Raw genomic sequence first — 14,168 nt, 5'->3', positions numbered from 1 at the left:
CACCGTCGCAGGTACCGCTCTAGTACACCATCGGACATTGAGGTGATCTCAGCCCGTGGTCAAGACCAATCCGCTCGTAGGTACGCCGGTGCCGGCGGTCACCAGCACGCGTGCGGCCCCGTCGACCTGGTTGACGGCGTCGCCCCGCAGCTGCCGGACCCCTTCGGCGATCCCGTTCATCCCGTGGATGTAGGCCTCCCCGAGCTGTCCGCCATGCGGGTTGAGCGGGAGTTTCCCGTCCAGCTCCAGGGTGCCGCCGCCGATGAAGTCCTTGGCTTCCCCCTTCCCGCAGAAGCCGAGTTCTTCCAGCTGCATCAGGACATAAGGGGTGAAGTGGTCGTACAGCACGGCGAGGTCCATGTCGCCGGGCCCCAGCCCGGACTGCGCCCACAGCTGCCGTCCCACGACACCCATTTCGGGCAGCGCCGGGAGATCGTCGCGGTAGTAGCTGGTCATCACGTACTGGTCCGGCCCGCTGCCCTGCGCGGCGGCCGCGATCACGGCTGGCCGGTGCGGCAGGTCGCGCGCCCGTTCGGCGCTGGTGACCACGAGCGCGACGCCGCCGTCGCTCTCCTGGCAGCAGTCCAGCAGGTGCAAGGGTTCGGCGACCCAACGGGACGCCTGATGGTCTTCGAGCGTGATCGGCTTGCCGTAGAACCAGGCCTTGGGGTTCGTCGCCGCGCGGGCGCGGTCGATGACGGCCACCCGGCCGAAGTCCTCGCTGGTCGCGCCGTACTCGTGCATGTAGCGCCGGGCGAGCATGGCGACGGTCGCGGCCGGGGTCGCGATGCCCATCGGGTAGTGGAACGCGTTGTCGACACCGGAGGAGTTCACCTGGCCGGCCGCCGCCGAGGACACCTGCCCGAACCGCATCCCGGACCGTTCGTTGAAGGCCCGGTACGCGACGACGACGTCCGCGACTCCGGTCGCGACGGCCATCGCGGCCTGCTGCACGGTCGCGGCCGCCGCCCCGCCGCCGTAGTGGATCCGGCTGAAGAACTTGAGTTCGGGGATGCCGAGCTCCCGCGCCACGGCGATCTCGCTGTTGCCGTCCATCGTGAACGACACCAGACCGTCCACATCGGACGGCGCGAGCCCGGCGTCCTTCAACGCACTCGAAACCGCTTCGGCCGCCAGCCGCAGCTCGCTGCGACCCGAGTCCTTGGAGAACTCGGTGGCGCCGATCCCGGCGATGGCCGCCCGTCCGGACAGGGTCATCACTCGCCTCCCAACGTGAGCGCCACGGTGCCCACCACGTGTTCGCCGAGACTGTCCACACCGGACACCGCGACCACGACGTCGTCACCGTCCCGTTCCGTGACCCTGCCGGTAAAGGTCAGGGTGTCGTAGGCGTAACAGGGCACGCCGAGCCGGATCTTGATCGACCGCACGAACGCCTCCGGACCCGCCCAGTCGGTCACGAAACGTTGCACCAGACCGGTGTCGGTGAGGATGTTAAGGAAGATGTCCTTCGATCCGCGCCGCTCGGCGGCGTCGCGGTCGTGGTGGACGTCCTGGAAATCCCGTGTCGCCAGCGCGGTGCTCACCACGAAGGTCGGGGTGGCCTCGATCTTCAGCGGCGGCAACTCGGTGCCGACCGAACAGTCCTTCATCGCGCGACCCTCCAAGCGGGCAACGTCAGTTCCTCGTCGATCTTCACGAAGGCCGCTTCCACCGGGAGTCCGATGTGGACGGACTCGGGATCGGCGTCGAGCAGCTCGCCCATCACCCGGACGCCCTCCTCCAGCTCGACGAGCGCGACCACGAACGGCAGCTGCTTGCCGGGGACCTTCGGATGGTGGTGCACCACGTAGCTGTAGACCGTTCCGCGGCCGCACGCGACGACGTAGTCCGGCTTGACGTCGAGATCACCGTCCGGCGGCATCGGGCCGGGCGGATGCCGCAGGGTCTCGCCCCACCGCTGGATCCGCAGCTCCCCTTCACGAAGGCCGTCCCAGAAGAACTCGGTGTCCTTGCTGATCACCGGTCGCAGCACCGGGGCAGCCGCCTTGGCGGGCTCGGCGCCGGGCGGACGGAACTTCAGCACCCGGAACACCATGTCCGCGACGGCCTCGTCGCCGACGTACCAGGTGGTCTTCGTCGTCACGAACCAGCCTTCGCCGAGCGCGGTGCGTTTCGGCCCGACGACGCTCTCGAGTTCCGCGGTCGCTTCGACGCGTTCACCGTGCCGGAGGTAGCGGAAGTAGTTCTGCTCGGAGTTGGTCGCGACGACCGAGGTGAACCCGGCTTCGTCGAGCACCTCCATCATCGCGCCGAGCGGATCGTCCGACGCCCTCGTCCAGTGCAGCCCGCCCATCGTCCACACCTGCGCCATCGCGGGCGGGGCGACAAGTCCCTTGTGGACACTCCGGGAGGCGAACTCCTCGTCGACGTACACCGGATTGCGGTCGCCGATGGCTTCGACCCAGTTGTTCACCATCGCCTGGTTGACCGCGTCACGGGCGGCCCTCGGCGCGGATTCCCCCCGCGCGGCGATACGTTCGGCGGCTTCCTGGATGTTCATCGCGGCACCCTCGGCAGGCCGAGTCCGGCGGTGGCGATCAGCTCGCGCTGGATCTCGCTGACACCGCCGCCGAAGGTCAGCACCAGATTGCGTTTGGCCACCACGTCCAGCCACTGCGCCAGTTCCGCGGTTTCGGCGTCGGCCTGATCGCCGTGTCGCGCCACGATCTCCTCCAGTCTCCTGGTCAGCCGCTGGATGCGTTCGGAGCCGACGATCTTGGTGGCCGACGCGTCGGCAACCGCCACCGGTCCGGTCGCCGACGACGCCGCGACCTGCCAGTTCAGCAGTTCGTTGATCCGGGCGGTCGCCAGGGTTTCCGCGAGGACTGCCCGGACATCGGGCAGCTGGAGCAACGGCGTGCCGTCCGGGGCCTTCCGGGCCGCCGCCCACTCGCGGACGCGGTCGTGGAGCCCGCCGATCCGCCCGGCGGGGCCGAGCATGACGCGTTCGTGGTTCAGCTGCGTGGTGATCAGCCGCCAGCCCTCGTTCTCCTTGCCCACCAGCATGTCCGCCGGCACCCGGACGTCCGAGTAGTAGGTGGCGTTCACGTGGTGCGCTCCGTCGCAGGTGATGATCGGCGTCCACGAATAGCCCGGATCGCGGGTGCTCGCGATGAGGATCGAGATGCCCTTGTGCTTCGGCGCGTCCGGTGCGGTGCGCACGGCCAGCCAGATGTAGTCGGCGTCGTGCCCACCGGTGGTGAAGATCTTCTGGCCGTTGACGACGTACTCGTCACCTTCGCGCACCGCCGTCGTGCGTAGCGCCGCGAGGTCCGTTCCCGCGTCGGGTTCGGTGTAGCCGATGGCGAAATGCACCTCGCCCGCGAGGATCTTGGGCAGGAACAAGGACTTCTGCGCCTCGGTGCCGAACGCCTGCAACGTCGGCCCGACGGTCTGCAGGGTCACCGATGGCAGCTGGACGTCGGCCCGGGAGGCTTCATCGACGAAGATGTGCTGCTCGATCTCGCCGAAACCCCGGCCGCCGTACTGTTCCGGCCAGCCGACGCCGAGCCAGCCGTCACGGCCCATCCGCCGGACGATCTCGCGGTACACCGGTCCGTGCCGCTCCCGCAGCATCGCGCGCCGTTCGTCGGCACTCACCAGTCCGGCGAAGTACTTTCGCAGCTCGGAGCGCAATTGGTGTTGCGCCGAAGTCAGTTCGATCAGCATCGGTTCACCCCGCCACCAGTTCGCCCAGTCCGGCCAGCCGATGTGCGGCGCCGCCGAGCGTTCGTCCCAGATCCTTGACCGCCGACGAGAACCGGTGCAGCGGATACGTTTCGTCCACGCCGATCCCGCCGTGCAGGTGGTGGCAGACGGCCAGCGCCTCGGGCGCCTCCGTCGCCAGCCAGTACGCCGCGATGTCGAGTTCCGCCTCGGCGTCGAGGCCCGCCGCGAGCCGCCAGACCGCCGACCGCGCGGCCAGCTGGACCGTCCTCGACGCGACGTAGACGTCCGCGATCTGTTGCGCCACCGCCTGGAACGCCGCCAGCGGGCGCCCGAACTGTTCGCGTTCGCCGATGTGCTTCGTGGTCAGCGCCAGCGCGCCGGCGAGCAACCCGTCGCCGAACGCCACGGCGCCCGCGAGCGCGAACCGGTGCAGGGTCGCGATCGACTCGCCGGGCCCGGGCCCATTGAGGAGATCGGCGTCGGTGACGGTCACGGCGTCCAGCGTCATCGTGTAGTCCGGCGTGCCGGAGGAGGTTCTCGTCGGGGTCAAAGTCACGCCGTCCGCCTGCGGATCGACGAGGAAGACGCCGGTGCCGCCGGGCAGCGAGGCGGGCGTCAGGATCCGAGTCGCCTCCGCGCCGAACGGCACGCCGACCTTGACCCCGCTCAGCCGCCAGTCCCCCGCCGATTCCGCGACGGTCGCGGGCCGGGTGGTGAACGGCGCGGAAGGTTCGTTCAACGCGGCGGTGAGCACGGCTTCGCCCGCGGCGACCGGCGGGAGCAGCGACGCGCGCTGGTCCGGGCCGCCGAGCGCCGTGACCGGCAGGACGCCGAACGCCAGCGACGCCAGCGCGGGCGTCGGCGAGGCGACCCGGCCGAGTTCGGTCAGCACCAAGGCGACTTCGGCGACGCCGAGTCCGTCACCGCCGAGTTCGGCAGGCAGCGCCAGCGCGAGCAGACCGGCGTCGGCGAGCGCGCGCCATGTGTCGGCGGGCTCACGCTCCTTGCCGAGCACGCGCGCGGCCAACGCGGTGACCTCGGTCTGCGTCTCGTCGAACTGGAAGTCCACACTGGCTCCTCACCGGGGCGAACGGGCACAATATTGAAACCTGTTCTAGTCTTAACCGGAAGGAGCCGTGACGGCAAGGGGTGCGGATCTAGGAGATGGCTTTCAGCAGCTCCGCGAGAGCGTCGGGGAAGTGGTCGGCGAGCGGCCACAGGTCACCGGTGAGTTCGCGCGCGCCGAGCAGGCCGACGTCGACCCGGCCCGCGTTGGACAGCACGGTGACGTTGAGCCCGGCGCCGTGGAACACCGGGCCGAGCGGGTAGAGCCCGGTGATCCGGCAGCCCAGCAGGTACAGCGGCATCGGCGGGCCGGGCACGTTGGAGACCACCAGGTTGTGCACCACCGGATGCCGTTCGGCCAGGCGCAGTGCGGAATACGCGCGCACCGCGAGGCCGAACATCGTCGCCGCCGAGAACTGCGCCCAGTCCTGGAGCATGTCGGCGTCGATGTCGTGGTGATGGTCCTTGGAGTGCCGGTTCGACTCCGCGAGCATGAACACCCTCGCGGCGGGATCCTCCAGGTGGGTGGGCAGCGACGCGAAGAACGCCGAGACCTTGTTGGTGCCGTGTTCGCGTTCGGTGCGGGCGTGCACGGAGACCGGCACGGTCGCCACCAGCGGATCTTCCGGCAGTTCGCCCCGGTCTCGCAGGAACCGCCGCAGCGCGCCGGAAACCACGGCGAGGACGACGTCGTTGACGGTCACCCCGAAGGCGTTCTTGACCCGTTTGACCTCGTCGAGGTCGAGAGAGGCGTAGGCGACGCTGCGGTGCGCGGTGATCGTCCCGTTGAACGACGTACGCGGCGCCGTGAACGGTACCGGCATTCCCTTGCCCTGCAACGCTTTACCCAGCCAGCTCGGGACGAGCCCAAGCAGGTCGGGAAGCAGTTTCACCAGCTCGGCGGGCCGTTTCACGAACGACGTCAGCCCGGCGCCGAGCAGCGTGCGCCTGCCGGGAACGTCCCCGTTGCGGCGTTCGTCGTGCGCGACCTCCGGCGGCGGGGCGTCCGCTTCGAGGCCGGCGAGAGAAGTGATCAGACTGGCGCCGCCGACCCCGTCGACACTGGCGTGGTGCATCTTCAGCAAGACCGCGATCCCGCCGTCAGCCAGGCCTTCGATGACGTACAACTGCCAGAGCGGCTGCGCGCGGTCGAGCCGTTGTCCCGCGATGTGGGCACAGAGTTCGGCGAGCTCCCGCCGGTCGCCGGGGGCGGGTACGCCGATCCGGTGAACGTGGGCTTCGAGGTCGAAGTCCTCGTCCTCGACCCAGACCGGATGCGTCAGATTCCAGAGTGGATTGTGCAATTTGCGCCGGAACGCCGGGATCAGGTCGACCCGTTCGGCCAGTTTCTCCTTGAAGCGTTCGAAATCGTAGCCACCGGGCATGGTCGAACCGTCCAAGGTGAGCAGTCCGCACACGTGCAGCACCTGGGCCGGTGTCTCCAGGTAGAGGAAACTCGCGTCCAGACCACTCAATCTCCGCATGAGAATCACCTTAAGTGAACTTTGCAACCGGTTCTAGGCTGTCACCCGGCGGTAGGATCGGTGCCCATGCAGCCGAGTTTCGTCGTCCGCCAGGCACTCCAGCTCGCGCTCACCGCGAACGCGCTGAAGCCGCCGAGAGGCGCCAGGACGGCGGTCCCGGCGTTCTTCGCGGGCTGGCTCACGGGGGAGCTCGCCCCGCATCTGCTCGCGCTCACCGCGGCCGACGCGGCGGCGCATGTCGCCCGGCACCGGGGCGGTTCGAGCAAGACCGGACTCGCGCTCGCGGCAGCGTCGGCGGCCGGGCTCGGCACGCTGATCGCGCAGTCGCAGCGGGCCCGAGGCGAGATCGAGACGGCGCTGACCGAAGGCATCGGCAAGGCCTACGCCGACGAACTCGAGCATCCGCCGAGCCCGACCGACCTCGCGACACCGTGGGGCCAGCTGGCCATGCCGTTCCGGATGCGCGACCCGGACGTCCGGCGGACCCGCAACGTCGCCTACGCGCCCGGCGGGAAACGGTTCCTGCTCGACGTCTACGCCCCACGCGAACCGGTCACCGGCGCGCCGATCCTGCTGCAGGTGCACGGCGGCGCGTGGGTGATCGGCAACAAGGACCAGCAGGGCCTGCCGTTGATGCTGCACATGGCCAAACGCGGCTGGATCTGCATCGCGATCAACTACCCGCTCTCCCCCGCCGCCCGCTGGCCCGCGCACATCGTCGCGGCGAAACGCGCGCTGGCCTGGATCCGGGACAACGCCGAGTCCTACGGCGGCGACCCGTCGTTCGTCGCCGTCACCGGCGGTTCCGCGGGCGGGCATCTCGCCGCGCTGCTGGCACTGACCGCGAACGATCCGGCGTTGCAGCCCGGCTTCACCGAGGCCGACACGAGCATCCAGGCGTGCGCCCCGCACTACGGCGTGTACGACTTCGCCGCGACCAGCGGGCGGCGCTCCAGCCAGACCCGGCTCAAGACGCTGATCGCCCGGCACGTCTTCGAGACGGACCGGGACCCGGTGAACTTCATCGACGACTACATCGCGGCGTCACCACTGGACCGCATCACCGAGGACGCGCCGCCGTTCTTCGTCATCCACGGCGTCCACGACTCGCTGGTGCCGGTCGGCGAAGCCCGCGAATTCGTGCGGCGTCTCCGGGAGAAGTCCCAGCGTGAAGTCGCGTACGCGGAGATCTCCGGCGCGCAGCACGCCTTCGACGTCTTCCCCTCGATCCGCAGCGCGCACGTGGTCCGCGGGGTGGAGCGGTTCCTGGAGTGGAGCTACCGCACCTGGCGGCGCCGGTCCAGCTGATCGCGGGATCGCGGCCCGTAGCCCCACCGGTCACCACGATGGCGGGCGAGGGGCCCCTTCACTGCGTTAGACGCAAGGAAGGACCCCTTCACGTACTTCAAGCGACCAAGGCGCCGGAAAGCGTCGGTCGGGGTGGTCGTGTTCTAGGTGCCTACGGCGGGCGGGTCGGGATCGCGGGTCCGTGAGGGACTCCTTCCCTACCCTGAGAGTAGGGAAGGGGCCCTTCACGGCATGCCGGGCTGAGCCTAGCCCCGAGCCGAGGCAGACGGGCGGGCAGGAACGCCACCTTGAGCCTCGGCACTACAGCGACAGCGCGTGAAGGCCCCCAGTACATGAAGGACCCCTTCCTTGCGCCTAGGTACAGGAAGGGGTCCTTCATGTACTGGCATCACGCAAGAAGCGCCGCAGGTACCTAAGAGGAATCGCCACTCACGACCACCCCCGGCCCAGTCTGCCCAGGTTGCTCGTGGTCAGGGCGGGTAGATCACATCCGTCGGCCGTGTGGACGGCGGGCCGTCGACCCGCCAGCCCTCGCCGTCGCGCACGAAGCGGTACCACCGTTCGTCACGGCCGTAGCGCAGTTGCAGGTCTCCCTGGGTGATCCGGTTCCGCCAGGTCTTCGGCGTTCCCGGCAACCCCGATTCGGCGAGATCCGCTGTGGCCTGCGCGAGCGGCGCCTGCCCCGGCCGCCAGGGCTCCCGCACCACCGCCATCCCGCCCCGGCCCGCCTCGCGCCAGGCCTGCGCCCAGACGGCCAGATCCCGCACCGGGACTCCCGCGGCCTCGGCGAGTTCGGCGATCACCTGCGGATCGCCGGCCGCCGCGCGCCGGGCGAGGTCCTCCTCGAACGTCAGCTCCACTTCGCGTTCGGGCCCCATCACCAGCAGTTCCCAGGCCCGCGCGGCGGCATCAGCGGCCAGTTCGACGAACATGTCGCCGCTCCAGCCCGTGCGGTGCGGCGGATCGAGGTCGAGGACCGCGGGCGGTCCGACCGTGCCTGGAACGGCCGGTCGCGGCGGGAGCGCGGCGATCCGCCGGGTGTAGGCACGTTTCGGATCCACCCCGGGTGCGGCGGGGGCACGCACCCGTTTACCCGGCTCGCTCGCGGGAGTACGGCGGGACCGCAGTTCCGCGAGCACGGCCTCCCTCGGCCTGCCTCTGAGCAGGAACAGCGCGAACGGATCGGTGTCGACCTCGTCCGCGACCAGGTAGTACACCGCGGCGACATGTTTGCACGGGTTCGCGCTGTCGGGACAGGAACATTTCGGCCGCAGATCGCCGGGGCCGGGGAGCAGATCCGCGCCGGCGGCCCGCGCGTCCTCGGCCAGCTCGCCGGGCAGTTCGCCGTCGAGGAGGGCCGCGACGTGCCCGAGTCGGGAACCGACCATGCGGAGCAGGCTCTCCCACTGCGCCTCGGTGAACGCCCGCATGCGGATGGTCACCCGGTACGGCACCGCCCGGCTGCCCTGTACCCACGCGGTCACCTCGCCCGCGCCGACCGCGAGTTCGCTGACCGTGCCTTTGCGCGCGTACGTGCGCCCGCGCGGCAGCCTGTTCGGATCGAGCTTGGCGCGCTCCTCCAGGGCCTCGACCCAAGCCTTGCCCCACCACGTGTTGCCGAAGGTGCGCCGCTTCCGCCCTGTCGCGCTGGGCATCACGTCTCCCCGAGGCGGACGAGGTCGGCGAGTTCGTCGTCGGACAGTTCGGTGATCCAGTTCTCGCCCGCGCCGATGACCGCGTCGGCCAGCCCGCGTTTGGTCTCCAGCACCGTGGCGATGCGCTCCTCGAGCGTGCCCTCGGCGATCAGCCGGTGCACCTGGACCGGCCTGTCCTGCCCGATCCGGTACGCGCGGTCGGTGGCCTGGTCCTCGACCGCCGGATTCCACCAGCGGTCGTAGTGGATCACGTGGGTCGCCTTGGTCAGGTTGAGCCCGACCCCGCCCGCCTTGAGCGACAACAGGAACACCGGCACCTCGCCCGCCTGGAACCGGGCGACCATGTCCTCCCGGACCTTGGGCGTGCTCGACCCGGACAGCAGCATCGTCGGCAGCCCGCGTTCGGCAAGGCGTTTCTCCAGCAGACGGCACAACTGGACGTACTGGCTGAACACGAGCACGCTGTCGCCCTCGTCGAGGATGACGTCGAGCAGCTCCTCGAACGCGGCGAGCTTGCCGGACCGGCCGTGCAGCACCCCGGGTTCCTTGAGGTACTGCGCCGGGTGGTTGCAGATCTGCTTGAGCTCGGTGAGCAGTTTGAGCACCTGCCCGCGCCGGGCCACCCCGTCCAGCTCGCGGATCATCGCGAGGTTCTCCCGGACCACGGCCTCGTACAGCGTCGTCTGCTCGGCGGTGAGCGGGACGAACCGGTCGGTCTCGGTCTTGCGCGGCAGTTCGGGCGCGATGTCCGGGTCGGTCTTCTTGCGGCGCAACAGGAACGGCCGCACGGTCGTGGCGAGCCGCTCGGTGGCGGCGACGTCACGGTCGCGTTCGATCGGGCGGGCGACCTTGCGGCGGAACCCGTCGAGCGAGCCGAGCAGACCCGGTGTCGTCCAGTCCATGATGGACCACAGCTCGGTGAGCCGGTTCTCCATCGGCGTGCCGGTCAGCGCGACCTTCGCGGCGGCCGGGATCTTCCGCAACTCCTTGGCGGTGACCGAAAGCGGGTTCTTGACGTGTTGCGCCTCGTCGGCCGCGATCATCCCCCAGTCCACTTCGGACAGTGTCTCGCGATCCCGGCGGAGAACGCCGTACGTGGCGAGCACGACCTCGTCCGGCGCGACCTCGTCGAGATGCCGTCCGCCGCCGTGGAACCGGCGCACCGGGATGTGCGGCGCGAACCGGGCGAACTCGCGTTCCCAGTTGCCGAGCAACGACGTCGGGCACAGGACGAGCGTGGGGCCTTCCCCGCGCGGGCGGCGGTGCAGATGCAGGGAGATGAGCTGGATCGTCTTGCCCAACCCCATGTCGTCGGCCAGGCAGGCGCCGAGACCGAGCCCGGTCATCGTCGACAGCCACGCCAGGCCTGCCCTCTGATACGGCCGCAAGGTGGCCTTCAGGTCCGCGGGTTGCTCGATCGGTTCCGCGGCGCTGTCACGGATTCGCTGGAGCAGCCCGGTGAGCGCCGACGGGGCGGTGAACTCGACCTTTTCGCCGTCCAGTTCCAGTTCGCCGGTGAGCGCCGCGGCCAGCGCCTCGGCCCCGGACAGCTTCTTCGCGCGATGGGCACGCACCTTCTCGATCAGCCGAGCGTCGACCTTGACCCATTTGCCCCGCAGCCGCACCAAGGGCCGTTTCGCCTCCGCGAGCGCGGTGACCTCGGCGTCGGTGAGGTCCTCGTCGCCGAGGCTCAGCCGCCAGCGGAACTGAAGGAGGCTCTTGAGCGTGAACTCGGGCCCGGTGACACTGCCCGGGACCTGGGTCGCGCTCGCCTTCGCCTTGAGCTCGCCCGCGAAGAGGTCCTTCGGCCACTGCACCTCGATGCCGGCGCCGCCCAGCGCCGCGTCCCCGTGGGTCAGCAGGTCGACGACCTCGTCGTACTCCAGCACCAGCCCGGTCGGCGCGGCGGACTGGAGCACGCGGCCGAGCGGCGCCCATGCCCTGGCGCCCCGGCGGAGCCCGAGCAGCAACTGGGTCTCGACCTGCTCACCCATCCGTTCCAGCACCGCTTCGGGTGCGTCCCAGAGCGTCGCCGCCTCGACGATCAGGCTCGGATCGGCGGCGCTCCGCACGGCGAGGACCGCGGCGAATGTGGGCTCGTCTTCGGGGCTCTCGGGCTCGTTCACCTCCATGCGCAGGACGAGATGCGCGCCCTGCGCCTGCCGGGCGCTCAGCTCCGCGAGCCACGCGGCACCGTCCGGACCGACCAGCGTCGGCTCGGCCGAAGCGAACGCGGGCCCACCCGCCGCGACACTCGCGGCGGGCGTGCGGACCAGCACATCCGCCGTGGCGTCCCAGAACGCGCGGATCAACGACTCCGGCGAATGCAGCCGGATCCGTTTCAGCCCGGACAACGGCAGCGCGTGCGCCTCGGGAGGCAGCGCGGCGGCGAGCCCGCGCAACATCTCCTCGTCGGCGATGTCGAGCGGGCCGACCCGCCACGAATCCACCCCGCCGGGTGAGGCCGCGGGCAGCAACCTCCCGCGGGCGATGAGGTTCACGCCGGCTTCGGCGACGGCCGACCACGCGGCGATGGCCGGGCTCAGGTCACCCTCGGCGGTCAGCAGCCGCGGAATCGCCCGCGACAACGGGACGAGTGCCGCGTCGACCTTCGTGCGCCGGAAGACCTTCCCCACCGGCAGCACGAGTTCGATCGCGGTGTCACCCGCTACGCCGTCTCCCCAGAGCGCCAGCACGCCGTCCCGTGGGGGATCCGAGGGGACGAAGGTGGCTTGGGTTCCTGTGCCGAACTCCACGACCCGCACGTTAGAGCACGGGACCGACAGCCTGCTTGCGGTGGTGCTATGAAAGGTCCTTTCCTTGCCAATTTTGCAAGGAAAGGACCTTTCATAGCACGACAAAGTGCCGTGACCGGAACTTTCAGGACCGAGGCAGCCCCAGCAACCGCTCGGCCGTCAGCGACAGCAGCACCTGCGTCGTACCGCCCGCGATACTGAGGCATCGCGTCAGCAGGAACTCGTGCTGCGCGGGGTCACCGGCGACGAGCGCGTTCTCCGCCAAAGCCTCCAGCGCGAACTCCGCCACCGCCTGCCGATGCCGCACCCCCAGCAGTTTGCGCACACTCGACCCGGCGCCCGGATCCTGGCCGTCGAGCCGCCGCAGCGTGGCCCGCAAGTCCAGGACCGAACACGCGCTGCCGTCGGCGATCAGCGCACCGAGCCGCTCCCGATCGGCGTCGTCGCCCAGCGTGGCGAGCAGATTTTCGACACCTTCCCCCACCGCGGATCCGCTCCCGAGGGCCACCCGCTCGTTCGCCAGCGTCGTCCGCGCGAGCCGCCAGCCGCCGTCGACCTCCCCGACCACCAAGTCGTCCGGGACGAAGACGTCGTCGAGGAACACCTCGTTGAAGACGGCGTCGCCGGTGATCTCGCGCAGCGGACGCGTGCTGATCCCGCCCGCGGTCATGTCGACGAGGAAGTAGGTGATCCCCTTGTGTTTCGGGGCTTCCGGGTCGGTTCGCGCCAGGCAGATCGCCCAGTCGGCTTCGCGGGCGAGCGAGGTCCACACCTTCTGGCCGTTGAGCAGCCAGCCGCCGTCGACGCGCCGGGCCGTCGTGCGAAGCGACGCGAGATCCGAGCCGGCCTCGGGCTCGCTGAACAGCTGACACCAGGTGATCTCGCCGCGCAAAGTGGGCGCGGCGAACCGTTCGCGCTGTTCCTCGGAGCCGTGTTCCAGCAGTGTCGGGACCGCCCAGGCGCCGATGACCAGATCGGGACGGCGGATGCCCGCGCCGGCGAGGGCGGCGTCGATCCGCAGTTGCTCGGCGGCGGTCGCGCCCCTGCCGTACGGCGCGGGCCAATGCGGGGCCAGCAGTCCCGAATCGGCCAGCGCGACGCGCCTTGCCTGCTCGGGTAAAGCGGCGATTTCGCTTACCAGATCACGGAGTCCGGCGTCTTCGCCGACGTCGACACTCAACGTCCGGCGGTCGCCGCGCAGCGCGAGTCCGGCGGCACGACGTCGCCAGCGGGCGGAACCGCCCAGCCATTGCCGCAGCGCCACGGCGCGCCGCAGGTAGAAGTGCGCGTCATGCTCCCAGGTGAAGCCGATGCCGCCGAGGACCTGGATGCAGTCCTTCGCGTTGGCCACGGCCGCGTCGAGCGCGTAGGCCGCCGCCGTGGCGGCCGCGAGGGCGTGCTGCGCCGGGTCTTCGGCCGCCCTCGCCGCGTCCCACGCGAGCGCGTCGGTGGCTTCGGCCCGGCACAGCATTTCCGCACACAGATGCTTGATCGCCTGGAACGACCCGATGGGACGGCCGAACTGCTCTCGCACCTTCGCGTACTCGACGGCGGTCCGAAGGCACCATCGGGCGATCCCCGCGGCCTCGGCGGCACCGAGAGTGGCGGCATAGGAATCCACCGGCAGAGCCTCGAAAACCGCTTCGGGCCGGACCTTCGCGCATCGGATACGGCCGACGGGCCGGGACACGTCGAAGGGCTCGCAGTGCTCGATGTCCATTCCGGACGTCCCGGGTGGAATGAGCGCGGAGACGTCGCCGTCGGAGACCAGCGTCCATGCCGACGGGTGAACGTCGAGAGCCGGTCCCGACTCGCCGTCGACGACCGAGCCCGAGATGCGGAAACCCCGGCCCAGCACGACCGCCACCCGTTCGGTCCCGTCCGCGAGACCGGGCAGGATCTCCTTGGCGGCTTGGGAAACCGTCGCGAGCAGCGCGCCGCCCAACGCCGTCCCGAGGACAGGCCCTGGCACGAGTGCTTCGGCGGCCTCGGCGAGCCCGGCGCTCAGATCGGCGACCGTACCGCCGGCGCCGCCGACGTCTTCGGGAATCGCCACGCCGAACAGGCCGAGTTCCGCCAGTCCTGGTGGCGGCTCGGTGATCCGGCCTTTTCGGACGGCGTCGACGGGACGGGCGGAAACCGCCCAGGCCCGGATCGACGCGGCCAGCGCCGCCTGTTCCTCGGTGAGCGCGATCGACACGGGTGAG

At 70.2% G+C, this 14,168-nt stretch carries 10 protein-coding genes; 1 reads left to right on the top strand and 9 read right to left on the bottom strand.

What is annotated here, in order from left to right; translation table 11 throughout:
• Window positions 1-48 precede the first annotated feature (48 nt).
• The 6 genes from ACLJO0_RS13285 to ACLJO0_RS13260 all read right to left on the bottom strand — a co-directional run bounded on the left by ACLJO0_RS13285 (window position 49) and on the right by ACLJO0_RS13260 (window position 6,242).
• On the bottom strand, window positions 49-1,218 hold the full coding sequence (locus ACLJO0_RS13285; RefSeq protein ID WP_410578756.1) for a lipid-transfer protein: 1,170 nt from the start codon (window positions 1,216-1,218) through the stop codon (window positions 49-51).
• On the bottom strand, window positions 1,218-1,613 hold the full coding sequence (locus ACLJO0_RS13280; protein ID WP_125785485.1) for a MaoC family dehydratase: 396 nt from the start codon (window positions 1,611-1,613) through the stop codon (window positions 1,218-1,220). Before ACLJO0_RS13280 ends, ACLJO0_RS13285 begins: the two co-directional genes overlap by 1 nt.
• A complete protein-coding gene (locus ACLJO0_RS13275; protein ID WP_410578755.1) occupies window positions 1,610-2,524 on the bottom strand; it encodes a bifunctional MaoC family dehydratase N-terminal/OB-fold nucleic acid binding domain-containing protein in 915 nt (304 codons plus the stop codon). The genes ACLJO0_RS13280 and ACLJO0_RS13275 overlap by 4 nt, the downstream gene beginning before the upstream one ends.
• Window positions 2,521-3,693 carry an acyl-CoA dehydrogenase family protein gene (locus tag ACLJO0_RS13270; protein WP_410578754.1) on the bottom strand — a complete coding sequence of 391 codons (1,173 nt, stop codon included), beginning with the start codon at window positions 3,691-3,693 and terminating at the stop codon, window positions 2,521-2,523. The genes ACLJO0_RS13275 and ACLJO0_RS13270 overlap by 4 nt, the downstream gene beginning before the upstream one ends.
• Before the next feature lie 4 nt (window positions 3,694-3,697).
• The gene (locus ACLJO0_RS13265; RefSeq protein ID WP_410578752.1) at window positions 3,698-4,762 is read right to left on the bottom strand and encodes an acyl-CoA dehydrogenase family protein; all 1,065 of its coding nucleotides are present in this window, start codon (window positions 4,760-4,762) and stop codon (window positions 3,698-3,700) included.
• Between the two features lie 88 nt (window positions 4,763-4,850).
• The gene (locus tag ACLJO0_RS13260) at window positions 4,851-6,242 is read right to left on the bottom strand and encodes a WS/DGAT/MGAT family O-acyltransferase (RefSeq protein ID WP_410578750.1); all 1,392 of its coding nucleotides are present in this window, start codon (window positions 6,240-6,242) and stop codon (window positions 4,851-4,853) included.
• A 66-nt stretch (window positions 6,243-6,308) separates the two neighbouring features.
• On the opposite strand from ACLJO0_RS13260, the gene ACLJO0_RS13255 reads away from it, so the two are divergent.
• Complete coding sequence (locus tag ACLJO0_RS13255; protein ID WP_410578748.1) at window positions 6,309-7,550, top strand: alpha/beta hydrolase; 1,242 nt, start codon at window positions 6,309-6,311, stop codon at window positions 7,548-7,550.
• A 470-nt stretch (window positions 7,551-8,020) separates the two neighbouring features.
• On the opposite strand, the gene ACLJO0_RS13250 is transcribed toward ACLJO0_RS13255, so the two are convergent.
• The 3 genes from ACLJO0_RS13250 to ACLJO0_RS13240 form a co-directional block, all read right to left on the bottom strand.
• Complete coding sequence (locus tag ACLJO0_RS13250; RefSeq protein WP_410578746.1) at window positions 8,021-9,205, bottom strand: SWIM zinc finger family protein; 1,185 nt, start codon at window positions 9,203-9,205, stop codon at window positions 8,021-8,023.
• Window positions 9,205-11,970, bottom strand: a complete 2,766-nt coding sequence (locus ACLJO0_RS13245; RefSeq protein ID WP_410578744.1) for a DEAD/DEAH box helicase — start codon at window positions 11,968-11,970, stop codon at window positions 9,205-9,207. Before ACLJO0_RS13245 ends, ACLJO0_RS13250 begins: the two co-directional genes overlap by 1 nt.
• A 115-nt stretch (window positions 11,971-12,085) precedes the next feature.
• Window positions 12,086-14,161 (bottom strand): acyl-CoA dehydrogenase family protein, encoded by a 2,076-nt coding sequence (locus ACLJO0_RS13240; RefSeq protein WP_410578742.1) that lies wholly within the window; start codon window positions 14,159-14,161, stop codon window positions 12,086-12,088.
• Window positions 14,162-14,168: the final 7 nt, after the last annotated feature.

The organism is Amycolatopsis sp. lyj-108, assembly GCF_046549005.1.
In the GTDB taxonomy this organism is placed as follows: Bacteria; Actinomycetota; Actinomycetes; order Mycobacteriales; family Pseudonocardiaceae; genus Amycolatopsis.
Note: the sequence above shows the minus strand (reverse complement) of the source record. Positions and strands in the feature narration are given on the sequence as shown.